Source organism: Citrobacter sp. S55_ASV_140 (assembly GCF_018919505.1).
In the GTDB taxonomy this organism is placed as follows: domain Bacteria; phylum Pseudomonadota; class Gammaproteobacteria; order Enterobacterales; family Enterobacteriaceae; genus Citrobacter; species Citrobacter werkmanii.
The window spans coordinates 1-25,263 of record NZ_JAHLQZ010000052.1 but is presented as its reverse complement, the minus strand read 5'-3'; the positions used below and the strand labels follow the sequence as shown (position 1 = coordinate 25,263).

The 25,263-nt window shown below is 55.0% G+C and carries 23 protein-coding genes; 15 read left to right on the top strand and 8 right to left on the bottom strand.

The genetic code is table 11. From position 1 onward, the window contains the following. The 3 genes from KQJ18_RS10630 to modE all read right to left on the bottom strand — a co-directional run. Window positions 1-287, bottom strand: a 287-nt coding sequence (locus KQJ18_RS10630) for an SDR family NAD(P)-dependent oxidoreductase (RefSeq protein ID WP_216421946.1), incomplete at its 3' end; no start/stop codon positions are given. A gap of 217 nt (window positions 288-504) precedes the next feature. Then, on the bottom strand, window positions 505-1,977 hold the full coding sequence (gene modF, locus KQJ18_RS10625; protein ID WP_216421944.1) for a molybdate ABC transporter ATP-binding protein ModF: 1,473 nt from the start codon (window positions 1,975-1,977) through the stop codon (window positions 505-507). A 67-nt stretch (window positions 1,978-2,044) separates the two neighbouring features. Beyond that, window positions 2,045-2,833: a molybdenum-dependent transcriptional regulator gene (gene modE, locus KQJ18_RS10620; RefSeq protein ID WP_216421942.1), complete on the bottom strand. Its 789-nt coding sequence runs from the start codon at window positions 2,831-2,833 to the stop codon at window positions 2,045-2,047. 130 nt (window positions 2,834-2,963) lie between these two features. Here modE and KQJ18_RS10615 point away from each other — a divergent pair, with 130 nt between their 5' ends. The 4 genes from KQJ18_RS10615 (at window position 2,964) to modC (ending at window position 5,835) form a co-directional block, all read left to right on the top strand. Continuing rightward, window positions 2,964-3,113, top strand: coding sequence for an AcrZ family multidrug efflux pump-associated protein (locus KQJ18_RS10615; RefSeq protein ID WP_003023026.1), 150 nt, complete (start codon window positions 2,964-2,966; stop codon window positions 3,111-3,113). Window positions 3,114-3,311: 198 nt separating this feature from the next. Then, the gene (gene modA / locus KQJ18_RS10610; protein ID WP_085047481.1) at window positions 3,312-4,085 is read left to right on the top strand and encodes a molybdate ABC transporter substrate-binding protein; all 774 of its coding nucleotides are present in this window, start codon (window positions 3,312-3,314) and stop codon (window positions 4,083-4,085) included. Next, window positions 4,085-4,774: a molybdate ABC transporter permease subunit gene (gene modB / locus KQJ18_RS10605; protein ID WP_038638996.1), complete on the top strand. Its 690-nt coding sequence runs from the start codon at window positions 4,085-4,087 to the stop codon at window positions 4,772-4,774. The genes modA and modB overlap by 1 nt, the downstream gene beginning before the upstream one ends. Window positions 4,775-4,776: 2 nt before the next feature. Beyond that, window positions 4,777-5,835 carry a molybdenum ABC transporter ATP-binding protein ModC gene (gene modC / locus KQJ18_RS10600; protein ID WP_199952477.1) on the top strand — a complete coding sequence of 353 codons (1,059 nt, stop codon included), beginning with the start codon at window positions 4,777-4,779 and terminating at the stop codon, window positions 5,833-5,835. Here modC and KQJ18_RS10595 read toward each other — a convergent pair whose 3' ends face one another. Then, window positions 5,836-6,654 (bottom strand): pyridoxal phosphatase, encoded by an 819-nt coding sequence (locus tag KQJ18_RS10595; RefSeq protein WP_042309653.1) that lies wholly within the window; start codon window positions 6,652-6,654, stop codon window positions 5,836-5,838. Window positions 6,655-6,819: 165 nt separating this feature from the next. On the opposite strand from KQJ18_RS10595, the gene pgl reads away from it, so the two are divergent. Further along, window positions 6,820-7,815 carry a 6-phosphogluconolactonase gene (gene pgl, locus KQJ18_RS10590; RefSeq protein ID WP_216421940.1) on the top strand — a complete coding sequence of 332 codons (996 nt, stop codon included), beginning with the start codon at window positions 6,820-6,822 and terminating at the stop codon, window positions 7,813-7,815. An 82-nt stretch (window positions 7,816-7,897) separates the two neighbouring features. Here pgl and KQJ18_RS10585 read toward each other — a convergent pair whose 3' ends face one another. Beyond that, window positions 7,898-9,181, bottom strand: coding sequence for a putative acyl-CoA thioester hydrolase (locus KQJ18_RS10585; RefSeq protein ID WP_069323359.1), 1,284 nt, complete (start codon window positions 9,179-9,181; stop codon window positions 7,898-7,900). Between the two features lie 224 nt (window positions 9,182-9,405). Between KQJ18_RS10585 and hutI the strand changes: the two genes are divergently transcribed. From hutI to hutH, 5 genes are all read left to right on the top strand, one after another. Beyond that, the gene (hutI, locus tag KQJ18_RS10580; RefSeq protein ID WP_137347364.1) at window positions 9,406-10,629 is read left to right on the top strand and encodes an imidazolonepropionase; all 1,224 of its coding nucleotides are present in this window, start codon (window positions 9,406-9,408) and stop codon (window positions 10,627-10,629) included. Then, window positions 10,626-11,567: a formimidoylglutamase gene (hutG, locus tag KQJ18_RS10575; RefSeq protein ID WP_216421937.1), complete on the top strand. Its 942-nt coding sequence runs from the start codon at window positions 10,626-10,628 to the stop codon at window positions 11,565-11,567. Before hutI ends, hutG begins: the two co-directional genes overlap by 4 nt. An 86-nt stretch (window positions 11,568-11,653) precedes the next feature. Further along, window positions 11,654-12,373 carry a histidine utilization repressor gene (locus KQJ18_RS10570; protein ID WP_038639017.1) on the top strand — a complete coding sequence of 240 codons (720 nt, stop codon included), beginning with the start codon at window positions 11,654-11,656 and terminating at the stop codon, window positions 12,371-12,373. A gap of 137 nt (window positions 12,374-12,510) precedes the next feature. Further along, complete coding sequence (gene hutU / locus KQJ18_RS10565; RefSeq protein WP_216421936.1) at window positions 12,511-14,196, top strand: urocanate hydratase; 1,686 nt, start codon at window positions 12,511-12,513, stop codon at window positions 14,194-14,196. 1 nt (window position 14,197) lies between these two features. Then, window positions 14,198-15,718 (top strand): histidine ammonia-lyase, encoded by a 1,521-nt coding sequence (gene hutH / locus KQJ18_RS10560; protein ID WP_216421935.1) that lies wholly within the window; start codon window positions 14,198-14,200, stop codon window positions 15,716-15,718. Between the two features lie 95 nt (window positions 15,719-15,813). Here the strand turns inward: hutH and KQJ18_RS10555 are convergent, their stop codons facing one another. Together KQJ18_RS10555 and bioA are read right to left on the bottom strand one after the other, a co-directional pair. Further along, window positions 15,814-16,290, bottom strand: a complete 477-nt coding sequence (locus tag KQJ18_RS10555; protein WP_200007165.1) for a kinase inhibitor — start codon at window positions 16,288-16,290, stop codon at window positions 15,814-15,816. 57 nt (window positions 16,291-16,347) lie between these two features. Further along, the gene (gene bioA, locus KQJ18_RS10550; RefSeq protein ID WP_216421934.1) at window positions 16,348-17,637 is read right to left on the bottom strand and encodes an adenosylmethionine--8-amino-7-oxononanoate transaminase; all 1,290 of its coding nucleotides are present in this window, start codon (window positions 17,635-17,637) and stop codon (window positions 16,348-16,350) included. Between the two features lie 76 nt (window positions 17,638-17,713). On the opposite strand from bioA, the gene bioB reads away from it, so the two are divergent. The 5 genes from bioB to uvrB all read left to right on the top strand — a co-directional run bounded on the left by bioB (window position 17,714) and on the right by uvrB (window position 23,977). Beyond that, window positions 17,714-18,754 carry a biotin synthase BioB gene (gene bioB, locus KQJ18_RS10545; protein WP_038639034.1) on the top strand — a complete coding sequence of 347 codons (1,041 nt, stop codon included), beginning with the start codon at window positions 17,714-17,716 and terminating at the stop codon, window positions 18,752-18,754. Then, window positions 18,751-19,908 (top strand): 8-amino-7-oxononanoate synthase, encoded by a 1,158-nt coding sequence (gene bioF / locus KQJ18_RS10540; RefSeq protein ID WP_216421933.1) that lies wholly within the window; start codon window positions 18,751-18,753, stop codon window positions 19,906-19,908. Before bioB ends, bioF begins: the two co-directional genes overlap by 4 nt. Further along, window positions 19,892-20,647, top strand: a complete 756-nt coding sequence (gene bioC, locus KQJ18_RS10535; protein WP_150344817.1) for a malonyl-ACP O-methyltransferase BioC — start codon at window positions 19,892-19,894, stop codon at window positions 20,645-20,647. The genes bioF and bioC overlap by 17 nt, the downstream gene beginning before the upstream one ends. Further along, window positions 20,640-21,338 (top strand): dethiobiotin synthase, encoded by a 699-nt coding sequence (gene bioD, locus KQJ18_RS10530; protein WP_216421932.1) that lies wholly within the window; start codon window positions 20,640-20,642, stop codon window positions 21,336-21,338. Before bioC ends, bioD begins: the two co-directional genes overlap by 8 nt. Before the next feature lie 617 nt (window positions 21,339-21,955). Then, window positions 21,956-23,977, top strand: a complete 2,022-nt coding sequence (uvrB, locus tag KQJ18_RS10525) for an excinuclease ABC subunit UvrB (protein ID WP_038639047.1) — start codon at window positions 21,956-21,958, stop codon at window positions 23,975-23,977. Between the two features lie 92 nt (window positions 23,978-24,069). Here the strand turns inward: uvrB and yvcK are convergent, their stop codons facing one another. After that, complete coding sequence (yvcK, locus tag KQJ18_RS10520; RefSeq protein WP_216421930.1) at window positions 24,070-24,978, bottom strand: uridine diphosphate-N-acetylglucosamine-binding protein YvcK; 909 nt, start codon at window positions 24,976-24,978, stop codon at window positions 24,070-24,072. Between the last annotated feature and the right edge of the window lie 285 nt (window positions 24,979-25,263).

Genomic DNA, 25,263 nt, shown 5'->3' with positions numbered 1-25,263 from the left:
TATTCCAGCGGCTTGGCAACGGACTCGCCAACGGCTTTTAACCCGGCAAAATGGATGACCGTGTCAATGGCATGATCGTGCAGAATTTCGGTTATCAGCGCTTCGTTACGAATATCCCCTTCCACGAAAGTCGGGTGCTTGCCGCCTAAACGCTCGATGACGGGCAGAACGCTGCGCTTGCTGTTGCAGAGGTTATCCAGGATCACCACCTCGTGACCGTTTTTCAGCAACTGCACGCAAGTGTGGCTTCCTATGTAACCGCTACCACCTGTAACCAATACTCTCATAATTCGCTCCGTTAAGCCTATGGTATGCAATAACCATAGCATACCAAAGATGCGAAAAGTGTGACATGGAATAAATTAGTGGAATCGTTTACACAGTGATGTTTTCACTCGTCTGCATTGGTTATTTTATTTTAAATCCTCAGGTTAAGTTGTTATCTCGGAGTTTATCTGAAAAAAATGCAGAAAAAAGGGCGTGTTAAACGCCCTCAAATGAAAATTAACGCAGAGAGGTTTGTTGATAGGCGTAGACATCACCCTCGGGCACAAACTCCAGTCGATGGGTAATGCAGGCCGGGGCGTCTTCAGCATGGTGGGAGACAAACAGCAGTTGGGTTTCGCCTTCACCGATCAGTACATCCACAAACCGACGAATCAGTTGGCGATTGAGCGGGTCCAGGCCTTGCAAAGGCTCGTCGAGGATTAACAGAGTCGGGTGTTTAACCAGCGCACGCACAATCAACGCCAGCCGTTGCTGCCCCCAGGAAAGACTGTGGAACGGCGCATCCGCGGTACGTTTATCCATGCCCAGAATATCCAGCCACTGCTGGACCAGTTTGTGCTGTCTGTCAGAGACGGCCTGATAGATGCCGATTGAGTCAAAGTAGCCGGAGAGAATAACGTTGCGTACCGTCGTACTGACCCGGTAATCGAGATGCAGGCTACTGCTGACGTAGCCGATGTGTTTTTTAATATCCCAGATAGTTTCACCACTACCCCGACGGCGGCCAAACAGCGTTAAATCGTTGCTGTAACCCTGGGGGTGATCGCCGGTGATTAAACTCAGTAGGGTTGATTTTCCCGCCCCGTTGGGGCCGACGATCTGCCAGTGTTCCCCCGGATTTACCTGCCAGCTCAGATGATGCAGGATAGGGCGATCGTTATACGAGACAGTGCCATCGTTAAGCACAATACGTGGCTCGTTATCGGACAGCGTGCGACGGACCGAAGGCTCGTCCGGCTCGGGTAATTGGATGCCTTCCAGGCGTTCACTATGGGCAAGTTGAGCGATTAATGCCTGTTGCAGAAGGTCTGCTTTTGCGCCGGTTTCAGTCAACGTGCAATCGGCAAGTACGCCGGCAAATTGCACGAACTCGGGAATCTCATCAAAGCGGTTAAGCACCAGTACCAGCGTAAAACCAGCCTGGTGCAGTTCAGCGAGCAGTTCTGCTAACTGGCGACGGGACGCCACGTCCAGCCCGTCAAAAGGCTCATCAAGGATCAGTAAATCCGGTGCGGACATTAACGCCTGACAGAGCAGGGTTTTGCGTGTTTCACCGGTGGAAAGGTATTTGAAACGCCTGTTGAGCAGGGAAGAAATACCAAACTGCTGCGCCAGCGCAGCGCAGCGAGTGGGGTCGTTGACCTCATCCTGAATGATTTCTGCGGTGGTACGCCCGGTGTCATCTTCACCGGGGCTGAGAAGATCGGTGTTGTTTCGCTGCCACTCGTCGCTGACCAGCTTTTGTAGCTGCTCGAAGGAGAGTCGGGTAATACGTGTAAACTGACAGTGCCGCTCACCTTTCAGTAGCGGCAATTCTCCTGCCAGCGCACGGGCCAGCGCGGATTTCCCACTGCCGTTAGAGCCCACAAACGCCCAGCTATCACCCGCGTGTAATGTCAACGCATCTAACTGGAGCGTTTTTGTGTCGCTAAGACGAAACGTGCCTTGCGAAATTTGCAATGATGACATTTTGTATCCCATTATTTGCAGCAATTAATGACAGGGATACGTGTTCTTCAGGCTAATGTCAATTAACTCAGCACAGCGTCGCAATAATCACTTTGTCAGCATTAAAATATGCTGTTGCGTTAGCACCTTCCGCTAAAGCGTGAGTCTGCTCCACTGGCAGCGTCGCACACAGCGTCTGGCCGTCTGGCAACGTCATTAACACCTCACATTGTTCTGCGCCACGTTCGATATGACTAATCGTTCCATGCAACTGATTATCAGCGGCCTGAGCGATAGCCTCGTCCTGGGTAATGCCTACCCACGGTGCTTTCAGCAGAATTAATACTTCTTTGCCTTCCTCAAGACCCAAACGCTCACCGCTTTGCGCAGTAATCGCCACCTTCAGGCGCGTTTCGCCATCGGCCAACAGGACGTCGACATGCTGTTGTACCTGGTCGTAGTCGCGAGCGGTAATCGTGCCAAACCATTGGTTACGGGCGCTGGTTTGCAGTGAAAAGCGGGAAATGGCTGCCAGCAGGCTATTGAGCGGCAGCGCATCGTCATCGCTCAACACATCAAACGCTTTTTGTTGAATTTGTGCGAGCAAATCATACAGTTGGATCAGACGCTGGCCGTAACGCGTCAACACCGCGCCGCCGCCGCCTTTACCGCCGGTGGCGCGCTCAACCAGCGTTTGCTCACTGAGCTGGTTCATTTCGTTAATCGCGTCCCAGGCGCTTTTATAACTGATACCCGCATCCTTCGCGCCCTGACTGATGGAGCCGGAAAGCGCAATGTGCTTAAGCAGAGAAATGCGACGGGGATCGGCAAACAGTTTTTGCTGAAGTTTCAGCGTAAGAAGGATTTCGGCCTGCATCACAAGCTCCTGGCAAAAAAGGGTATTGTGACGGAAAACCGCGTGCGCGCAAAGCCAACCGCACAAAAGGGGAGTGCTTTTCTGCGCGATGTGGTTAGAATACAACTATGGACTATATCTGGAGTTGACCATGTTAGAGTTATTGAAAAGTCTGGTATTCGCCGTAATCATGGTACCTGTGGTGATGGCCATCATTCTGGGTCTGATTTACGGACTGGGTGAAGTGTTCAACATTTTTTCCGGTATCGGTCAGAAAGACCAGTCCAGACAGAATCATTGATTCCCCAAACGCCCGCTCAGTCGGGCGTTTATATTTTTGCCTTTCAGCCCGTTTTCTCTGGCAACAGTTTCTCAAGATCCTGCTTCTCGTGCCGATATTTTCATGGCGTAACCTCTAATTGGTATCAATAACCGCTGGGAAAATTCTGGCTTAACCGTTATATTTGCGCGTACATAACGAAACTCAAAGGAGCTACAGATGGCACGCACATGGTTACGCTTGTTTGCAGGGGCGACGCTTTCTCTTTCTGTCGCAGGACATGCATTGGCGGATGAAGGGAAAATCACGGTATTCGCAGCGGCTTCGCTCACCAACGCGATGCAGGATATTGCGACGCAATACAAAAAAGAGAAGAACGTTGACGTCGTCTCCTCTTTTGCCTCGTCTTCTACGCTGGCGCGTCAGATAGAAGCAGGCGCGCCTGCTGACCTGTTTATTTCTGCCGATCAGAAATGGATGGATTATGCGGTCGATAAAAAATCGATGGATACCGCCACGCGTGCAACGCTGTTAGGCAACAGTCTGGTGGTGGTGGCGCCGAAAGCCAGCGCCCAGCAAGACTTTACTATCGACAGTAAAACCAACTGGACCCGTCTGCTGAATGGTGGACGCCTGGCTGTCGGCGATCCGGAACATGTTCCGGCAGGCATTTATGCCAAGGAAGCACTGCAAAAATTGGGCGCATGGGATACTCTGGCGCCGAAACTGGCACCTGCAGAAGACGTTCGCGGTGCGCTGGCGCTGGTAGAACGTAACGAAGCGCCGCTGGGGATCGTCTATGGTTCCGATGCTGTCGCCAGCAAAGGCGTCAAGGTTGTCGCGACCTTCCCGGAAGATTCACACAAAAAAGTGGAATACCCTATCGCGATTGTTGATGGGCACAAAAACGCAACGGTCAGCGCGTTCTATGATTACCTGAAAGGACCGCAGGCTGCTGAAATTTTTAAACGTTATGGATTTACGACCAAGTAATGATACTGACCGATCCTGAATGGCAGGCCGTCATACTGAGCCTGAAAGTTTCTTCCCTGGCCGTGCTGTTTAGTTTGCCGTTTGGGATCTTCTTTGCCTGGCTGCTTGTGCGATGCACCTTCCCGGGTAAAGCGCTGCTCGACAGTGTTTTGCATTTGCCGTTGGTGCTGCCGCCGGTGGTGGTGGGGTATCTGCTGTTGGTTGCCATGGGGCGGCGCGGATTTATCGGCGAGCGGCTGTATGACTGGTTTGGCATCACCTTTGCCTTTAGCTGGCGCGGTGCGGTGCTGGCTGCGGCGGTGATGTCTTTCCCTCTTATGGTTCGGGCAATTCGTCTGGCGCTGGAAGGCGTCGACGTCAAGTTGGAGCAGGCCGCCCGAACGCTGGGAGCCGGACGCTGGCGCGTATTCATGACCATTACCTTACCGCTGATGTTGCCCGGCATTATTGTCGGGACGGTGCTGGCGTTCGCGCGTTCCCTCGGGGAATTCGGCGCAACGATTACCTTTGTCTCCAATATTCCTGGCGAAACCCGCACTATCCCCTCGGCGATGTATACCCTGATCCAAACGCCTGGCGGAGAAAGCGCAGCGGCAAGGTTATGCATTATTTCTATTGTGTTGGCGCTGATTTCACTGCTGATTTCTGAATGGTTGGCGCGTATTAGCCGTGAGCGGACGGGGCGATAATCATGCTGGAACTTAACTTCTCCCAGACGCTGGGAACCCATTGCCTGACGCTCAACGAAACGCTGCCTGCCAGTGGGATTACCGCTATTTTTGGTGTCTCCGGCGCGGGAAAAACGTCGCTGATTAACGCCATCAGCGGTCTGACGCAGCCGCAGTCCGGACGTATTGTGCTTAACGGTCGGGTGTTAAACGATGTTGAAAACGGAATCTGCTTAACGCCTGAAAAGCGTCGGGTGGGCTATGTATTCCAGGATGCGCGTCTGTTTCCCCATTATAAGGTGCGCGGTAACCTGCGTTACGGTATGGCGAAAAGCATGGCCGGGCAGTTTGATAAGCTGGTGGCGCTGCTGGGCATTGAACCGCTGCTCGATCGCCTACCGGGAAGTCTTTCCGGCGGCGAAAAACAGCGCGTTGCTATTGGTCGGGCGCTGCTTACCGCGCCAGAGTTATTGCTGCTTGATGAACCGTTAGCCTCACTGGATATTCCGCGCAAACGCGAACTGCTACCTTATCTGCAACGTCTGGCGCGTGAAATTAATATTCCGATGCTGTATGTCAGCCACTCGCTTGATGAAATTTTGCACCTGGCAGACAAAGTGATGGTGCTGGAAAACGGGCAGGTCAAAGCATTTGGTTCGCTGGAGGACGTCTGGGGGAGTAGCGTAATGCACCCTTGGCTGCCGAAAGAACAGCAGAGCAGCATTCTGAAAGTCAGCGTGCTGGAGCATCATCCTCACTATGCGATGACCGCGCTGGCGCTGGGCGATCAGCATCTGTGGGTCAACAAGCTTGAGCAGCCGCTGCAATCCGTGCTGCGCATTCGCATTCAGGCGTCTGATGTTTCGCTGGTACTCCAGCCGCCGCAGCAGACCAGTATTCGTAACATACTGCGTGCGAAGGTCGCCCGGTGCTATGACGATAACGGTCAGGTGGAAGTGCAGCTTGAGGTGGGCGGGAAAACGCTGTGGGCGAGGATCAGCCCGTGGGCCAGGGATGAGCTTGGCATCAAACCTGGCCTGTGGCTGTACGCGCAAATTAAGAGCGTGTCGATCACCGCCTGATTACAGCAGGTGGGTGTAGATAAACTTCGCGATGCTGTCGGTGGTATTGTCACCAATCACGATGTTGGCGCGGGCTTTGACCGCGTCATCAGCGTTACCCATCGCCACGCCGGTGCCTGCGGCTTCCAGCATGCTGATATCGTTAAAGTTGTCGCCAAAGGCGATCACATTTTCCATTGACCCACCCTGCGCTTCGATCCACTGAGTAAGACGTCGCCCTTTGCTGTTACCTTTACGGGCAATGTCGACTTGATCATGCCAGGACCATTCACACTCCAGCCCCAGTTGTTGTTCAACGTCTTTACCAAACTGCTGCAGTTTTGGAATATCTTCGTCGGTCAGGGCAAATTTCCACACGGCGTTGACATCATGTGCGGCCTGCGCCAGCGAAGGAACCTGGGTGAAGGTTGGGCGCTGTTCCGGCGGTAGCGTTTGCGCCCAGTTAGCGGTACGCACCACATGCCCGGTCGGACGCTCATACAGCATGGCCTCGTCAACATACATCAGACCATGAATTTGATGTTCATCCAGCATTTCGATGAGCTGCAATGCCTGGTCAACCGGGAGAGGATCGGATTCCAGTACCTTTTTTGCATGATAATCATACAAGTAAGTGCCGTTGCAGCAAATTGCAGGTGTATCCAGCGCCAGTGCCTGATAAAAAGGATGAATAGCAACGTGATGGCGACCTGTGACAATGATAAGTTGGTAGCCTGCTTCTCTGGCGCGTGAGAGCGCTTCAAGAGAGGATGGCAACAAGGTCTTTTTCGGGGTCAGTAAGGTACCGTCTAAATCCAGGGCAATCACGCGTGCGGTCATAGGTTTTTCCAGATTAAGGTTGAGAATTGTGTCTGCTGGAATGGTACACCGAGACGGGAGCCGGACAAAATTCTGAGTCTTGATTAAGCATTCACCGTTAAAAGCGTCTACCTTAGGCGTGTGTCAGGCAATTGCAGCCACCTGCCAACAAGCAAAGGAGTATTCATGAAACAAACCGTTTATACCGCCAGTCCTGAGAGTCAGCAAATTCATGTCTGGAGCCTGAATCACGATGGGTCTTTGACGCTGACCCAGGTGGTTGATGTACCGGGTCAGGTACAGCCGATGGTCGTCAGCCCGGATAAGCGCTATCTCTATGTCGGTGTGCGTCCGGAGTTTCGTGTTCTGGCATATCGTATTGCGCCTGATGACGGTGCGCTGACCTTTGTTGCGGAATCTGCGCTGCCGGGTAGCCCGACGCATATTTCTACCGATCATCAGGGGCGCTTCGTGTTTGTCGGTTCCTATAATGCGGGCAGCGTGAGCGTCACGCGTCTGGAAGATGGTCTGCCGGTGGAATTAGTAGATGCGGTTGAGGGTCTGGATGGTTGCCACTCGGCCAATATCTCTCCGGATAACCGTACTCTGTGGGTTCCGGCATTGAAACAGGATCGTATCTGTCTGTTTGACGTCAGTGATGATGGTCATCTGGTCGCGCAGGAGCCGGCAGAAATGACCACCGTGGAAGGCGCGGGTCCGCGTCATATGGTGTTCCATCCGAATAAGCAATACGCCTATTGCGTGAATGAGCTGAACAGCTCTGTTGACGTCTGGGAGCTGAAAGATCCGCACGGCAAAATTGAATGCGTACAGACGCTGGATATGATGCCTGCTGATTTCTCCGATACCCGATGGGCGGCAGATATTCATATTACGCCGGATGGTCGTCATTTGTATGCCTGCGATCGTACCGCCAGTCTGATTACGGTGTTTAGCGTCTCAGAAGACGGAAGCGTGCTGACTAAAGAAGGCTTCCAGCCGACCGAAACGCAACCGCGCGGTTTTAATATCGACCACAGCGGTAAATACCTGATTGCCGCCGGGCAAAAATCTCATCACATCGCGGTATACGAGATTGCTGGCGAACAAGGGTTGCTGACGGAGAAAGGTCGTTACGCGGTAGGCCAGGGCCCGATGTGGGTGGTGGTTAACGCGCACTAATATTGCGTCTAATGCCGGATGAGTATCCGGCATATTGCCCGGCAGAGCATGAGTCTGCCGGGTTTACATCAGAGAATGGCAATTACTGCTTAGGCTCTGCAACCACTTTGCTACCAATACCGCGGTTGTTGTATTCCCACATGCGGTTGAAGTTAGTGTCGTTCAGGTTGCGCTGGATTTCGCCTTTATCATCTTCCGCGCCGGTATTACCGGTAAAGGGATGTTTTGAGATAACGCTGTCAGCCCACGGTTTCGCCATGTTAAAGCCTTCGTTAATCACGCTGTCGCGAATAACCACCTGTCCATTGGTGTTAGAATCAACATCCAGCGAGCGGCCCAGCTGCGCCACGCCATCACCACTTGCCGTGAAGCGGCTATTGATAGCCAGAAAACCGTAGTAGATGTTTGACAGGGTAGCCGGTGCAAACACGTACGCTTCCTGCTGGGTACGGGAGTTCACAACGCGGAAATCGGTGTTATCGAATACCACCGCGCCACGACCAGACACGATATCCACATCGCCTTCAATGTAGCTGTTCGTCACCAGCGTACGCGGCTGACGATCGTTTTCCAGACGGTTTTGTACGCCGCTATTGGTCACGAAGAAGGTGTTCTGGCGACCCAGAATGTTGACGTTGTTGATCTGTACTTTATCGCCATCGGTACGCAGTGCGACTGCCGGATGGTTACCTGCATCAACGCTATCACCGAGGTTGTTTTCAATGGTCAGGTTCTGCAATTGCAGACCGTTATTTTGCGACCAAACGACCGCAGAACACATCACGCCAATATTGGTGCCGCGCTTGCTCTGGCAATTATCAAACATATACCACGCTGGTTTGCCCGGCATATATTTACCGCCCGGGTTCACCGTACGACGCCAGTCAGCGGTGCTCATATCACCGTCAATGGCCTGGCCAATTTTCACATCCAGCGGTTTTTCGCCAGTACCGTAAAGCGTCAGGCTACCTGTCGCTGCCGGGATATAGACCGTGCCCTGATATTCGCCCGGCATGATCGCGATGTACTGACGTTTGTTGGTACGTTTGATGATTGCCGCATCAACCGCGGCCTGAATGCTGGTATGCGTCACGCCCTGGGTACCTGCCGGGCCAACCACAAAGTCAGGCTGCGCGGGCAAAGTAATAGCAGAAGGGCTCCACGGCGCGGTGTTTGGCGTCAGCGCGGAAAAATAGTGCGCGGCGACGAAGTTTTTCGCTTCATTGGCCGACAGAATCGGGCGCGAAGCGGTGCCAGGCGCGGTCTGATCGGAAGGAATTTGATCGGGCGGTGTAGAGCTACAGGCGGTCAGCGTCACGCCAAAAGCCATTGCCAGCGCCAGACGGGAAACTGATGATATGTTCACAGGTTGCTCCGGGCTTTGAAAGTTATCCATTGAAGCCTGCTTTTTTATACTAAGTTGAGCGAAACGGGAAGGTTAAAAGGTAAAAAGTTCTTTTTTATCGCCGTAATGCCCGGCGCGGAGAGACCTTATATCACAAATAGATAACAATTATGCTCATCCAGGTTGACAACATCCGCCGAATCAAAAATAAATGTCTATACAACCTATGACAAGTGGTGAGTCAAATGCAGCAATTCTTCCCTGATGATGTTATCTGGCGCAATGTTCGCCTGGCGACCATGGATCCTGAACGTGATAACCCGTATGGGCTGGTGGATGGACATGCGTTGATCGTCCGCCAGGGTAAGATTCGCGCTATTGTGCCGGAGTCTTCGTTATACCTCACACATGACAATACCTTTGATATGCAGGGCCGGCTGGTGACGCCTGGCCTGATCGACTGCCATACGCACCTGGTCTTTGGCGGGAATCGCGCAGGTGAATGGGAGCAGCGGCTTAACGGTGTTTCCTACCAGCAGATAAGCGCCCAGGGGGGCGGTATTAATGCCACCGTGTCGGCGACCCGTAGCGCCACTGATGAACAACTTCTTCATATAGCGCATCAGAGAATGGAGAGGTTAATCAAAGAAGGCGTTACGCTACTGGAAATAAAGTCTGGTTATGGTCTGGATTTGCAGACAGAAGAGAAAATATTACGTGTGGTGGCAGCGCTGGCGGCGGAAGATGTGATTGAAATAAGCCCGACGCTGTTGGCCGCGCATGCTACCCCGGCGGAATACCGGGGCGATCCTGACGGCTATATTACGCTGGTATGCGAGACTATTTTGCCGCAGTTGTGGGAGCAAGGGCTGTTCGAGACCGTCGATCTGTTCTGCGAAAGCGTCGGTTTTACGCTGGCGCAGAGTGAGCGGGTGTTCCAGGCAGCACAGGCGCTGGGCATCCCGATCAAAGCGCATGTTGAACAACTGTCACTGCTCGGCGGCGCCCAGTTGGTGAGCCGCTACCACGGTTTATCTGCCGACCATATTGAATATCTTGATGAAGCGGGCGTGGCGGCGATGAGCCAAAGCGGTACGGTTGGGGTGTTGTTGCCCGGCGCTTTCTATTTCCTCAAAGAGCAACAGCGTCCGCCGGTAGAGCTGTTACGGCAATATCAGGTGCCGATGGCGGTGGCGACCGACTTCAACCCTGGCACCAGTCCGTTTATCAGTCTGCACTGGGCGATGAATATGGCTTGCGTCCAGTTTGGCTTAACGCCGGAAGAAGCGTGGGCTGGCGTCACCCGTCATGCGGCCCGGGCGCTGGGACGTCATGCCTCTCACGGTCAATTGAAGGCCGGGTTTGTGGCCGATTTTGTGGTGTGGGATGCCGAACTCCCGGTCGAGATCCTCTATGAGCCAGGGCGTAACCCGCTCTACCAACGTGTATTCAAAGGACAACCTGCATGACTAACTGGCAACCTGCTTCTCCTGCACTATGGCAGGGGCGAGATGACCGCGCCGAGTCGCCGACTGCGCTGCGCCTGTTTCAGACGATTACGCTGAGTCCGGCGTTTTCCCCGGAAATGTACTCTGAGCAGATAGCACTGCTTGGTTTTGCCTGTGATGAAGGCGTTAAACGTAATCAGGGGCGTACGGGAGCCGCCGGAGCGCCAGATGCGCTACGTAAAGCGCTGGCGAATTTAGCCAGTCACGACGGGCATCAGCGGCTGGTGGATCTGGGGAATATTGTGGCGCAGGCCCCCGATCTTGAGGGCGCGCAGCAGGCGCTACGCAAGGCGGTACAGCGCTGTCAGCAGACGAAAATGCGTACCCTGGTACTGGGGGGAGGACACGAAACCGCGTTTGCCCATGGCGCTGGCGTGCTGGATGCGTTCCCGCAGGCAAAAGTGGGCATCTTCAATCTCGACGCGCATCTCGATTTGCGTCATGCCGAACAGGCCACATCTGGTACGCCGTTTCGCCAGCTGGCGCACCTTTGCGATGAACAGCAACGCGGATTTCACTATGCCTGTATCGGCGTCAGTCGGGCGGCAAATACCCAGGCGCTGTGGGATGAAGCGCAGCGGCTTGGTGTCACCGTGGTGGAAGATTTGCACTGTGATTCGGCACAGGCCCAACTGGCGCAGTTTGCCTCTGGCGTGGATGTCATCTATCTGACTATCGACCTTGACGTGCTGCCGGTTTGGGAAATGCCCGCGGTGTCAGCGCCCGCTGCGCTGGGCGTACCGTTGGCGACGCTGTTGGGGCTGATTGAACCCCTTTGTCGTAGCGGTAAACTGCAGGCGGTGGATATGGTTGAATTTAATCCACGCTTTGACGATGATGGCAGAGCGGCACGCGTTGCGGCGCGATTAGGCTGGCAAATCGCGCACTGGTGGCGCTGACATGCCTGAGGGCGTTACGCTTATCAGGTTCGGGTAATGTCTGTAAACTATACCCATTCACATTTCAGCTTAAGGAAGGCACACGAATGCTCCCATCCCGTTCTGCTCCAGCTCCTTTTTACGAAAAGGTAAAACAGGAGATCAGCGAAAAGATTGCCAGCGGTATCTGGCAAGCTCACGATCGTATCCCGTCTGAAGCAGAGCTGGTGGCACAGTATGGTTTTAGCCGCATGACCATCAATCGGGCGCTGCGTGAGTTAACGGATGAGGGGTTGCTGGTGCGTTTGCAGGGGGTGGGGACGTTTGTCGCCGAGCCAAAAGGCCAGTCTGCGCTGTTTGAAATTCGCAGTATTGCGGATGAAATCAACGCGCGTCAGCATCAGCACCGCTGTGAGGTTCTGACGCTGGAAAGAACCCAGGCAAATGCGCAGCAGGCTTTAGTGTTAAACGTTAAAGAAGGCACCCCCATTTTTCACTCCATCATGGTGCACTACGAGAACGATTTGCCGGTACAAATTGAAGATCGCTGTGTGAATGCGGAGATTGTGCCGGAGTATCTGGCGCAGGATTACAGCCAGACCACGCCTCACGCTTACCTGTCGCTGATCGCCCCCTTAACGGAAGGTGAGCACATTGTCGAAGCGGTACGCGCCAGTGCGGAAGAGTGCGCGTTGCTGAAAATCAAAGAACACGATCCCTGCTTGCTGATCCGCCGCAAAACCTGGTCCGCATCATCCATTGTCTCTCATGCCCGTTTGCTGTTTCCGGGTTCCCGCTATCGCCTGCAAGGACGGTTTATGTCCTGATGTCGGGATACCAAAACCGTGATTGCTGACGCAATATAATAAAAATGTATCTTAATTGTTAAAATCACCCTTGCGGCAACTTGTATAGACAAGTATATGTTACTTATCTATCCGACGTTCGCGAGGAGTTTTCTGTCATGTCCCATAGCAAATATCGTCAGCAGGATATTCGTGCCCCGCGTGGCACTACCTTAACGGCCAAAAGCTGGCTGACCGAAGCGCCGCTGCGCATGTTAATGAACAACCTGGATCCCGACGTGGCGGAAAATCCGCATGAGCTGGTGGTATACGGCGGGATTGGTCGCGCTGCACGTGACTGGGCGTGTTACGACGCCATCGTCAATGCGCTGACGCAACTGGAGAGCGATGAGACCCTGCTGGTCCAGTCGGGTAAACCGGTCGGTGTGTTCAAAACCCATGACAATGCCCCGCGCGTACTGATTGCTAACTCCAACCTGGTTCCGCACTGGGCAACCTGGGAACACTTTAACGAGCTGGATGCCAAAGGGCTGGCGATGTACGGTCAGATGACCGCCGGGAGTTGGATCTACATCGGCAGCCAGGGCATCGTGCAGGGGACGTATGAAACCTTCGTTGAGGCCGGACGTCAGCATTATCAGGGTAACCTGAGCGGACGCTGGGTGTTAACCGCCGGGCTGGGCGGTATGGGCGGGGCGCAGCCGTTAGCCGCGACGCTGGCGGGCGCATGCTCGCTGAATATTGAATGTCAGCAAAGCCGCATTGATTTCCGTCTGCGTACCCGTTACGTGGACGAGCAGGCGACATCGCTGGACGATGCGCTGGCGCGTATCGATAAGTACACCCGCGAGGGGAAAGCGGTTTCCATTGCGCTGTGCGCGAATGCCGCCGACGTTGTGCCGGAGCTGGTGAAACGTGGTGTGCGCCCGGATATGGTGACCGACCAGACCAGCGCCCACGATCCGCTGCATGGTTATCTGCCGTCCGGTTGGAGCTGGGAAGAGTATCAGGCGAAAGCGGTGTCCGATCCGCAGGGTACGGTGCAGGCGGCGAAACGCTCAATGGCAACACATGTCGAAGCGATGCTGGCGTTTAGCAAAATGGGCGTACCGACGTTTGATTACGGCAATAACATTCGCCAGATGGCCAAAGAGATGGGCGTGGAAAACGCCTTTGATTTCCCCGGTTTTGTGCCAGCGTATATTCGACCGCTGTTCTGTCGTGGCATTGGCCCGTTCCGCTGGGTGGCGCTTTCCGGCGATCCGCAGGATATTTATAAAACCGATGCCAAAGTGAAAGAGATCGTGGCTGACGATAAACACCTGCATCACTGGCTGGATATGGCGCGTGAGCGGATTAACTTCCAGGGCTTACCGGCGCGTATCTGCTGGGTCGGCCTGGAATGGCGGCAGAAGCTGGGGCTGGCGTTTAATGAAATGGTGCGCAGCGGCGAAGTGTTCGCGCCAATTGTTATTGGCCGTGACCATCTGGACTCCGGCTCCGTTGCCAGTCCGAACCGCGAAACCGAAGCCATGCGCGACGGGTCTGACGCCGTATCCGACTGGCCGCTGCTGAATGCGCTGCTGAACACCGCCAGCGGCGCGACGTGGGTGTCATTGCACCACGGTGGCGGAGTGGGAATGGGTTTCTCCCAGCATGCCGGGATGGTCATTGTTTGTGATGGCACCGATGAAGCCGCTGCGCGTATTGCCCGGGTATTGCATAACGATCCGGCTACCGGGGTGATGCGCCACGCTGACGCTGGATATGATATTGCGGTGGAATGCGCCGTCGAAGAAGGGCTGAATTTGCCGATGGTCGCTGCGACGCAGGGGAAACGCTGAGATGAATACCATGACATTAACGCCGGGCCAACTGACTTTTGCACAACTTCGTGACATCTGGCAGCGGCCGGTCCAACTAAGCCTTGATGCCAGCGCAATTGACGCCATTAATGCAAGCGTCGCCTGCGTCAATAACATTGTCGCTGAAGGCCGTACGGCATACGGCATTAATACCGGTTTTGGCCTGCTGGCGCAGACCCGTATCGCCACAGAAGATTTGCAGAATTTACAGCGCTCGTTGGTGCTTTCCCATGCGGCTGGCGTCGGCGAGGCGCTGGACGACGCGATGGTGCGTCTGATTATGGTGCTGAAAATCAACAGCCTGGCGCGCGGTTTTTCCGGTATTCGCCTGAGCGTGATTGAAGCGCTGATTGCGCTGGTGAATGCCGGGGTGTATCCGCTGATCCCGGCGAAAGGCTCAGTGGGGGCATCGGGTGACCTGGCGCCGTTGGCGCATATGTCTCTGACATTGCTGGGTGAAGGGAAGGCGCGCTGGCAGGGGGAATGGCTCCCGGCGACCGAAGCACTGAAAAAGGCCGGGCTGGAGCCGATAACGCTGGAGGCGAAAGAAGGGCTGGCGCTGCTTAACGGGACTCAGGCTTCGACGGCTTTTGCGCTGCGTGGACTCATTGAAGCTCAGGAACTGTTTGCGTCCGCGACGGTGTGCGGGGCGCTGACCACCGAAGCCGTTTTGGGCTCCCGTCGTCCGTTTGACGCGCGGATTCATGCCGCGCGAGGACAACGCGGACAGATTGACGCCGCGGCGCTGTACCGCCATGTGTTGACGGATTCCAGCGCGCTTTCGCAGTCGCATCATAACTGTGAAAAAGTACAGGATCCGTATTCTCTGCGCTGTCAGCCGCAGGTGATGGGGGCATGTCTGACGCAAATGCGCCATGTGATGGATGTTCTGCTGGTGGAAGCCAACGCGGTTTCCGACAACCCGCTGGTGTTTGCCGAAGAAGGCGATGTGATTTCCGGCGGCAACTTCCATGCTGAACCCGTGGCGATGGCGGCGGATAACCTGGCGCTGGCGATTGCGGAAATCGGGGCCTTATCGGAGCGACGCATTGCGTTAATGATGGATAAACACATGTCGCAACTGCCGCCTTTCCTGGTGAAAAATGGCGGAGTTAACTCCGGCTTTATGATTGCGCAAGTCACGGCTGCCGCGCTGGCGAGCGAGAACAAAGCGCTGGCGCATCCGCACAGTGTAGACAGCTTACCGACCTCCGCCAACCAGGAGGATCATGTGTCTATGGCGCCGGCGGCGGGTCGCAGGCTGTGGGAGATGGCGGCGAATACGCGCGGCGTGATTGCCGTCGAGTGGCTGGCGGCGTGTCAGGGAATCGATCTACGTGAAGGGTTAACCTCAAGTCCATTGCTGGAGCAGGCGCGCCAGGCGCTACGCGAGCAGGTTACCCACTATACGCAGGATCGCTTTTTCGCCCCGGATATTGAGTCCGCGACCGAACTGTTAGCGCAAGGAACGTTGTTGAAATTGCTGCCCGAATTTCTGTAGAAAATTGCCTGATGGCGACGCTAACGCGTCTTATCAGGCCTACGATCTGCTTTGTAGGCCGGATGAGGCGAAGCCGACATCCGGCCCAACAGAGATTAACTAAACATCGCCGTAATCGAGGCGCTGGCGAGCGAGTGGAAGTGAACATTAAATCCAACCATCGCGCCGCTGGCGTCCTCATCGACATCAATACGCTCTACATCCAGCGCGTGAACCGTAAAAATATAGCGATGAGTTTCCCCCTTCGGCGGCGCTGCGCCGCCATAACCGGCTTTACCAAAATCCGTACGGGTCTGAATCACCCCGTCCGGCAGTGCAACCAGACCGGAACCGAAGCCTTGCGTGAGAACGCGGGTATCGGCGGGCAGATTTACAACTACCCAGTGCCACCATCCGGAGCCGGTGGGCGCATCAGGATCGTAACAGGTCACGACAAAGCTCTTAGTCCCGGTGGGCACATCATCCCATGCCAGATGCGGGGAAATATTATCCCCGTCATATCCCATGCCGTTAAAGACGTGACGATGCCCAAGCTTCTCCCCATCGCGCAGATCGTTACTGATTAGTTTCATACTGACTCCTCTCGTTAGCCAAAAAGTGTAGCCAGAAACCGTAGAGCTTACCGCTGTTTAATCGCTAAAAAATGTTGCATGGCGCACAGCCTCATTGACGGCCTGCGTAAGGCGGCGCAACTGCTCGGGCTGGATAATGTACGGCGGCATCAGATAGATTAGCTTACCAAACGGTCGTACCCACACGCCCTGTCCGACAAAGAACTTCTGTAGTGCCGCCATATTTACCGGCTGGGTGGTTTCTATCACGCCGATGGCGCCGAGCACGCGCACGTCGGCGACCCAACTGGAGTCTGCTGCCGGGGCGAGTTCTGTACGCAACTGCGCTTCAATGGCCGCGACCTGCGAGCGCCACTCGCCGGTGTTGAGTAGCGACAGGCTGGCGGAGGCGACGGCACAAGCCAGCGGATTGCCCATAAAGGTCGGACCGTGCATGAAGCAGCCCGCTTCGCCGTTGCTGATGGTTTCTGCGACCAGACGGGTGGTCAGGGTCGCGGAAAGGGTCATCGTTCCGCCGGTTAATGCTTTGCCGAGGCACAAAATATCCGGCGTAATATCGGCGTGTTCACAGGCAAACAGCCTGCCGGTGCGGCCAAATCCGGTGGCAATCTCATCGGCAATCAGCAGGATGCCTTCCCGGTCGCACATCTTACGGATACGCTTTAACCACTCAGGATGGTATATGCGCATACCGCCAGCGCCCTGCACAATTGGCTCGAGGATCACCGCCGCAATCTCGTGACGATGCGCGGCCATCAGGCGGGCAAAAGGCACCATGTCCAGTTCGTCCCACTCGCCGCCCATGCGGCTTTGCGGCGCAGGCGCGAACAGGTTTTCCGGCAGATACCCTTTCCACAGACTGTGCATTGAGTTGTCGGGATCGCAGACCGACATCGCGCCGAAGGTATCGCCGTGATAGCCGTTACGAAATGTCAGGAAACGCTGACGAGATTCCCCTTTGGCCTGCCAGTATTGCAGCGCCATTTTCATCGCCACTTCCACCGCGACCGAACCTGAATCCGCGAGAAAAACGCACTCCAGCGCTTCTGGCGTCATGTCCACCAGTTGGCGACACAGCGCGATGGCCGGGGCATGGGTAATGCCGCCAAACATCACGTGCGACATGGCGTCAATCTGCGTTTTCATTGCGGTGTTCAACTGCGGATGATTGTAACCGTGGATCGCCGCCCACCAGGATGACATACCGTCAATGAGCCGCTCACCGCTGGCTAAAATCAGTTCACAACCTTCGGCCCGCGCCACCGGATACACCGGCAATGGGGAGGTCATGGAAGTGTAAGGGTGCCAGATATGGCGTTGGTCAAACGCAAGATCATCCGTTGTCATAATCGACTTGTAAACCAAATTAAAAAGATTTAGGTTTACGAGTCTACACCAAACTGACAACGAAACGTATACCAATATGGCTCATTCTTCTCGCTGGACAATGTCGCAAGTCACCGAATTATTTGAAAAACCACTGCTTGATCTCCTGTTTGAAGCGCAACAGATTCATCGTCAGCACTTCGATCCGCGGCAGGTACAGGTCAGTACGCTGTTGTCGATTAAGACAGGCGCCTGTCCGGAAGACTGCAAATACTGCCCGCAAAGTTCTCGCTATAAAACGGGTCTGGAAACTGAACGCTTGATGGAAGTGGAACAGGTACTGGACTCGGCGCGTAAGGCGAAGCAGGCCGGTTCAACGCGGTTTTGCATGGGGGCGGCGTGGAAGAACCCGCATGAGCGCGATATGCCTTACCTGGAACAGATGGTTCAGGGCGTGAAAGCGTTGGGGCTGGAAGCCTGCATGACGCTGGGAACGCTCAACGAAACCCAGGCTCAGCGCCTGGCCAACGCGGGACTGGATTACTACAACCATAACCTCGACACCTCGCCGGAGTTTTACGGCAATATCATCACTACCCGGTCTTATCAGGAACGTCTGGATACGCTGGATAAAGTGCGTGAAGCCGGGATTAAAGTCTGCTCAGGCGGTATTGTCGGATTAGGCGAAACGGTCACCGATCGCGCCGGTCTGCTGCTGCAATTAGCCAATCTGCCGACGCCGCCGGAAAGCGTGCCGATCAACATGCTGGTGAAGGTGAAGGGCACGCCGCTTGCCGATAACGACGACGTCGACGCGTTTGATTTCATCCGTACCATCGCCGTGGCGCGCATCATGATGCCAACCTCTTACGTGCGTCTTTCCGCCGGGCGCGAGCAGATGAACGAGCAAACCCAGGCGATGTGCTTTATGGCCGGCGCTAACTCGATTTTCTACGGCTGCAAACTGCTGACCACGCCGAATCCGAACGAAGATAAAGATTTGCTGTTATTCCGCAAGCTGGGTCTCAACCCGCAGCAAACGGCGGTGCTGGCGGGGGATAACGAACAGCAACAACGTCTCGAGCAGGCGCTGCGTACCCCGGATACCGATGATTACTACAACGCGGCAACCGTATGACCTGGCAGCAAAAAATTGGCGATGCGCTCACGGCGCGTCGTTGCGCTGATGCGTGGCGGCAGCGCTATGCGGTGACCCAGGGCGCCGGTCGCTGGCTGCAGGCCGACGGCCGCCAGTATCTGAATTTCTCCAGCAACGATTACCTTGGCCTGAGCCACCATCCGCAGATTATCTGCGCCTGGCAGCAGGGAGCTGAACGTTTTGGCGTCGGCAGCGGCGGCTCGGGTCATGTCAGCGGGCATTCCGTGGCTCACCAGGCGCTGGAAGAAGAGCTGGCGCAGTGGCTGGGCTATTCGCGGGCGCTGTTATTTATCTCCGGTTTTGCCGCTAATCAGGCGGTGATAGCCGCATTGATGGAAAAAGACGATCGTATTGTTGCCGACAGGCTTAGCCATGCCTCTCTGTTGGAGGCCGCCAGCCTTAGCCCGGCTGTTCTACGTCGCTTTACCCATAACGATCCGCATCATCTGGAGCGTCTGCTGACTGCCCCCTGTCCGGGGCAGCAGCTCGTGGTCACTGAAGGCGTTTTCAGCATGGATGGCGACAGCGCGCCGCTCGCTGAAATCCACGCGGCAGCGAAACGACACGGTGCGTGGCTGCTGGTGGACGATGCGCACGGCGTTGGCGTAACCGGTGCAGAAGGGCGCGGCTCCTGCTGGCGACAGCAGGTGAAACCCGAACTGTTAGTGGTGACGTTTGGCAAAGGATTTGGCGTCAGCGGCGCGGCAATCCTGTGTTCTGACAGCGTGGCCGACTATCTGTTGCAGTTTGCCCGCCATCTGATCTACAGCACCAGTATGCCTCCGGCGCAGGCTCAGGCCCTGCGCGCCGCGCTGGCGGTGATCCGCAGCCGTGAAGGCGATGAACGCCGGGAAAAGTTAGCGATGCTGATCCAGCGTTTTCGCGCTGGGGTAAATACGCCGGGTTTAACGCTGGCGAATTCAACCAGTGCTATTCAGCCGCTGATTGTTGGCGATAACCATAAAGCCTTGCAGCTGGCGGATGCGCTACGGCAACAGGGATGTTGGGTGACGGCAATTCGCCCGCCGACGGTGCCCGCCGGTACGGCCAGATTACGGCTGACGCTGACCCAGGCGCATGAGGTGCAGGATATCGATCGTCTACTGGAGGTGTTGCATGGCGCAGGTCAATAAACGGGCGATTGCCGCCGCGTTTGGCCGCGCGGCCACCCACTATGAGCAACACGCAGAGCTACAGCGTCAAAGTGCCGATGCGTTACTGGCGTTACTGGATGGCGGCACGTTCTCGCAGGTATTGGATGCGGGCTGTGGGCCTGGACGTATGAGTCGTTACTGGCGTGAGCAGGGGAGTGAGGTCTGCGCGCTGGATCTGTCGTCGCAAATGCTGGCTGAAGCGCAGCGTCACGATGTCGCCCACCATTATCTGCTGGCGGATATCGAAGCCATCCCGCAGGCAAGCGCGAGCTTTGACCTGGCCTGGAGTAATCTGGCCGTACAGTGGTGTGGCGACCTGCGCGGCGCGTTAAGCGAGCTTTACCGGGTGGTGCGTCCTGGCGGGACGGTGGCGTTTAGTACCCTGGCGCAGGGTTCGATGCCGGAACTTCGTCAGGCCTGGCAGGCGGTTGACGATCGGGAGCACGCCAACCGTTTTTTGCCCGTGGCGCAACTGGAAAACGCCCTGTATGGCTGGGATGTTGAATACCAGTTTCATGCCGTCACGCTGTGGTTTGATGATGCGCTGAGCGCCATGCGTTCGCTAAAAGGCATTGGCGCGACGCATTTGCATGATGGGCGCGAGCAACGTGTGCTGACGCGCGCTCAGCTGCGCCAGCTACAGTTAGCCTGGCCCTGTCAGCAGGGGAAATATCCGCTGACCTACCATCTTTTTTTAGGAGTAATTCAACGTGGCTAAAACGTATTTTGTCACCGGGACAGATACCGAAGTCGGTAAAACTGTCGCCAGCTGCGCGCTGCTCCAGGCGGCGGGACAACTGGGGTTGCGCGCCGTTGGCTATAAGCCGGTGGCGTCAGGCAGTGAAATGACGGCTGATGGCCTGCGAAACAGCGATGCGTTGGCATTACAGCGCAATAGCGCTGTGACGGCGGACTATACGGCGATTAATCCCTACTGCTTCGCTGAACCTACCTCGCCGCATATCATCAGCGCCGACGAAGGTCGCCCCATTTTGGCCTCCGTGATGTCATCGGGTTTACGCACGCTTGAAGCGCAGGCTGACTGGGTACTGGTGGAGGGGGCTGGTGGATGGTTTACGCCGCTTTCGCCAACGCTGAGTTTTTCAGACTGGGTCAAAACAGAACAGTTGCCGGTGATTCTGGTGGTTGGCGTTAAGCTCGGCTGCATCAATCACGCCATTCTGACCGCCCAGGCGGTGCAGCAGGCCGGACTGACGCTTGCCGGATGGGTAGCCAATGATGTGACGCCGCCCGGCAAACGTCATGCTGAATACATGGCGACGCTAAAGCGCGTGATCCCGGCACCTTTGCTGGGGGAAATTCCCTGGCTGGCAGAAGATCCTGAGCAGGCATCGACCGGACGTTATCTCGATCTCAGCATTTTGTCTTTGACGGCATCAGCTGGTTGAATCGAGAGGGGAAATAACACTGGTCGCTATTGCAGTACGCGGACAAGAAAATGGTGAAAATGCGAGCAAGATCTCGGCTCTCCCTGGCCGCCTCGTTAGCTGATAAATATCAAAAAATAGCGATAATTTTTTTTTAGCCCAGCGGAAAAGAGAGTCAGGGTGTTTTTGCCAGGCTACAGTCCACACGGGCTGGAAGCAGTTATCCACTATTCCTGTGGATAACCTTGTGCATTAGGGTTAGAAAACACAATGTAAGCGAGAGAAGACGCGGCCTGCGACTAAATTGATGCGAAAGACGGCTTGAGAAAATAATCTTTAAATTACAGATAGTTAGATAAAAGCAATGGCTGTCGCAGAAGTGTCATGTGTTGCCATAAAACTTTCATCGGCTGGCTTGACAAATGTTAAAAAAGGCATTGGTTTGGGGATAACACATTTTTGCTGGTGTTTTATCTTGTCTGGGGGCAAATTTTGGCCTGCAGTCACGGCTATTTTGCGGGTGTAACAGAAATATTCTGGCGCGTTACTGTTTTTTCATCCAGTATATTTTACTGGCAAAATATACGACTGCGAGTAAAATTACACACCTGCCCGCCCATTGCTTCAGGTAGCTGCTCATGAGTAAACCGTTCAAACTAAATTCCGCTTTTAAACCCTCTGGCGATCAGCCTGAGGCGATACGTCGCCTGGAAGAAGGTCTGGAGGACGGTCTGGCGCATCAGACGCTGCTGGGGGTGACGGGATCGGGGAAAACATTCACCATCGCGAATGTGATTGCGGACCTACAGCGTCCTACCATGGTGCTGGCGCCTAACAAGACGCTTGCCGCGCAGCTATATGGCGAGATGAAAGAGTTCTTTCCGGAAAACGCGGTGGAATATTTTGTCTCCTACTACGACTATTATCAGCCGGAAGCTTACGTACCGAGTTCTGATACCTTCATCGAGAAGGATGCCTCGGTCAACGAACACATTGAGCAGATGCGTCTGTCGGCGACCAAAGCGCTACTGGAACGTCGGGATGTCGTTGTGGTGGCGTCGGTTTCCGCCATTTATGGTTTGGGCGACCCGGACCTGTATCTGAAAATGATGCTGCATCTGACGGTGGGGATGATCATTGACCAGCGCGCGATCCTGCGTCGTCTGGCGGAGCTGCAATATACCCGTAACGATCAGGCATTCCAGCGCGGGACCTTCCGCGTGCGCGGTGAAGTTATCGACATTTTCCCGGCTGAATCCGACGACATTGCGCTGCGCGTGGAACTGTTTGATGAGGAAGTCGAGCGTTTGTCGCTGTTTGACCCGCTTACCGGGCAGGTTGAATCGACCATTTCCCGCTATACCATCTACCCGAAAACGCACTACGTCACGCCGCGCGAACGTATCGTGCAGGCGATGGAAGAAATTAAAGTCGAGCTGGCAGACCGCCGTAAAAATCTGCTGGCGAATAACAAGTTGCTGGAAGAGCAGCGCTTAAGCCAGCGTACACAGTTCGATCTGGAAATGATGAACGAGCTGGGTTATTGCTCGGGGATTGAAAACTATTCCCGCTATCTGTCCGGACGCGGTCCAGGCGAGCCGCCGCCGACGTTGTTTGATTACCTGCCGGCTGATGGTCTGCTGGTAGTGGATGAATCTCACGTCACTATCCCGCAAATTGGCGGTATGTACCGTGGCGACCGGGCGCGTAAAGAGACCCTGGTTGAATACGGATTCCGTTTGCCCTCGGCGCTGGATAACCGCCCGCTTAAATTTGAAGAGTTCGAGGCACTGGCTCCGCAGACCATCTACGTCTCGGCGACGCCGGGGAACTATGAGCTGGAGAAATCCGGTGATGACGTGGTTGATCAAGTAGTACGACCGACTGGCCTGCTGGATCCGGTGATAGAAGTGCGTCCGGTGGCGACGCAGGTTGACGATCTGCTGTCGGAGATCCGCACGCGTGCGGCGATTAACGAACGTGTGCTGGTCACCACGCTTACCAAACGCATGGCGGAAGACCTCACCGAATACCTCGAAGAGCACGGCGAGCGGGTGCGTTATCTGCACTCAGACATCGATACCGTGGAACGTATGGAAATCATTCGTGACCTGCGCCTGGGCGAGTTTGACGTGCTGGTGGGTATCAACCTGTTACGTGAGGGGCTGGACATGCCTGAGGTCTCGCTGGTGGCGATTCTGGACGCAGACAAAGAAGGGTTCCTGCGCTCTGAACGCTCACTTATCCAGACCATCGGTCGCGCGGCGCGTAACATCAACGGCAAGGCTATACTCTACGGCGATAAAATTACCGCCTCGATGGCCAGGGCGATTGGTGAAACTGAACGTCGTCGCGAGAAGCAGCAGCGCTATAACGAAGAGCACGGTATTACGCCGCAGGGGCTGAACAAGAAAGTGGTCGATATTCTGGCGCTGGGTCAGAATATTGCGAAGACCAAGGCGAAGGGCAAAGGGAAGTCACGTGCGGGTGCGAAGTCTGACGTTGTGGAACTGGATATGACGCCAAAAGCCCTGCAGCAAAAGATTCACGAGTTGGAAGGGCAGATGATGCAGCATGCGCAGAATCTCGAATTTGAAGAGGCTGCGACGATCCGCGATCAGTTGCATCAGCTGCGCGAGTTATTTATTGCGGCATCGTAATCCTGTGCCGGATGCGGGGTAACCCCCTTATCCGGCTTACGGGGTGCTTGCGTTTGTCGGCCTGACAAGCGCAGCGCATCAGGCAAATCCACTCAGCCTAATGCCTGTACCGCTTTCTCCAGCGCGCAGTGCAGCAGCTGACGGTCATGACGGTACGGAATATCGCTGGCTTCCAGCACTTCCTGAATCACAATGCGGTCGGTAACGGCGGAAACATCTACTTTCGGGCCGACAACCACCGCGTCAATCACTTTTTTGCCAACGTACTGTTCGATGATTGCCAGCTTATCGTTAAGCGTCAGGCTGGCTGCTGGCAGGCTTAATTCGCGACCCAGGTTGCCAATGTAGACCATCCTGGCGGGTGTACGCCGTAATGCCTGCGCCAGTTCGTCGAGCAGCAGGATCGGCATCAGGCTGGTATAAAAACTGCCAGGCCCTATCAGAATCAAATCTGCTTCGGCGATAGCCTCAACCGCTTCTCGCGTGGTAGGGACTTTTGGCGACAGCATCAGTTCCTGAGGTGGGATAGTGAGCTGATCGATATTCACTTCGCCATAGACTTCATGCCCCTGATCATCAATAGCCATCAGATCCACCGGCAGCTCTGACATCGGAATTAAATGCGCATCCACCTTCAGCAGGTTGCGAATTAAATTAATAGCTTCGAGAGGCCGCACGCTGAGGTGATCGAGCGCCTTTAACATTAAATTTCCAAGGTTATGTCCGGAAAGCTCGCCATTACCGCCAAAACGGTATTCAAACATAGCGGATGCAACGCTGGGTTGGGTAATTAACTGGTTCAGGCAGTTACGCATGTCCCCCCAGGCGATGCCGCCTTCAGAACGACGAATACGCCCCGTGGAGCCGCCATTATCGGTGGTGGTGACGATACCCGTCAGTCGTGAGCCTAAAGGGGAAAGTGAGGAGAGAACGCGTCCTAATCCATGCCCTCCGCCGAGAGCGACAACGCGATCTAAATCTGCCAGCGTGCGAGTGCGCATAGAGTTTCCTGATATCAATTGATCGGCGCTACAGTATCGTAAATAGCGTGTTTTCAGCAATTATCCAGTTGGCATTTGCCGAAATTAATTTTCGGCGATCTACTCCTTTCTGACGACATGCACCTGACAGCAAGATGATGTATATCAATGCAAAACTGTGTTTTTTGCTTATTCTGTAGCGAAATTGCACGATCATGTCGCTATATACGTATTTATACAGCGTAAGTGTGCTTGGCATTATCGCCATTTACACGCTAGTATCGGCATAACCACTACGTACTCAAA

Bases quoted from the DNA above. Each gene is read 5' to 3' on its own strand.
- modF (WP_216421944.1), bottom strand. From the start codon at position 1,977: ATGTCATCATTGCAAATTTCGCAAGGCACGTTTCGTCTTAGCGACACA.
- modE (WP_216421942.1), bottom strand. From the start codon at position 2,833: ATGCAGGCCGAAATCCTTCTTACGCTGAAACTTCAGCAAAAACTGTTT.
- KQJ18_RS10615 (WP_003023026.1), top strand. From the start codon at position 2,964: ATGTTAGAGTTATTGAAAAGTCTGGTATTCGCCGTAATCATGGTACCT.
- modA (WP_085047481.1), top strand. From the start codon at position 3,312: ATGGCACGCACATGGTTACGCTTGTTTGCAGGGGCGACGCTTTCTCTT.
- modB (WP_038638996.1), top strand. From the start codon at position 4,085: ATGATACTGACCGATCCTGAATGGCAGGCCGTCATACTGAGCCTGAAA.
- modC (WP_199952477.1), top strand. From the start codon at position 4,777: ATGCTGGAACTTAACTTCTCCCAGACGCTGGGAACCCATTGCCTGACG.
- KQJ18_RS10595 (WP_042309653.1), bottom strand. From the start codon at position 6,654: ATGACCGCACGCGTGATTGCCCTGGATTTAGACGGTACCTTACTGACC.
- pgl (WP_216421940.1), top strand. From the start codon at position 6,820: ATGAAACAAACCGTTTATACCGCCAGTCCTGAGAGTCAGCAAATTCAT.
- hutI (WP_137347364.1), top strand. From the start codon at position 9,406: ATGCAGCAATTCTTCCCTGATGATGTTATCTGGCGCAATGTTCGCCTG.
- hutG (WP_216421937.1), top strand. From the start codon at position 10,626: ATGACTAACTGGCAACCTGCTTCTCCTGCACTATGGCAGGGGCGAGAT.
- KQJ18_RS10570 (WP_038639017.1), top strand. From the start codon at position 11,654: ATGCTCCCATCCCGTTCTGCTCCAGCTCCTTTTTACGAAAAGGTAAAA.
- hutU (WP_216421936.1), top strand. From the start codon at position 12,511: ATGTCCCATAGCAAATATCGTCAGCAGGATATTCGTGCCCCGCGTGGC.
- hutH (WP_216421935.1), top strand. From the start codon at position 14,198: ATGAATACCATGACATTAACGCCGGGCCAACTGACTTTTGCACAACTT.
- KQJ18_RS10555 (WP_200007165.1), bottom strand. From the start codon at position 16,290: ATGAAACTAATCAGTAACGATCTGCGCGATGGGGAGAAGCTTGGGCAT.
- bioA (WP_216421934.1), bottom strand. From the start codon at position 17,637: ATGACAACGGATGATCTTGCGTTTGACCAACGCCATATCTGGCACCCT.
- bioB (WP_038639034.1), top strand. From the start codon at position 17,714: ATGGCTCATTCTTCTCGCTGGACAATGTCGCAAGTCACCGAATTATTT.
- bioF (WP_216421933.1), top strand. From the start codon at position 18,751: ATGACCTGGCAGCAAAAAATTGGCGATGCGCTCACGGCGCGTCGTTGC.
- bioC (WP_150344817.1), top strand. From the start codon at position 19,892: ATGGCGCAGGTCAATAAACGGGCGATTGCCGCCGCGTTTGGCCGCGCG.
- uvrB (WP_038639047.1), top strand. From the start codon at position 21,956: ATGAGTAAACCGTTCAAACTAAATTCCGCTTTTAAACCCTCTGGCGAT.
- yvcK (WP_216421930.1), bottom strand. From the start codon at position 24,978: ATGCGCACTCGCACGCTGGCAGATTTAGATCGCGTTGTCGCTCTCGGC.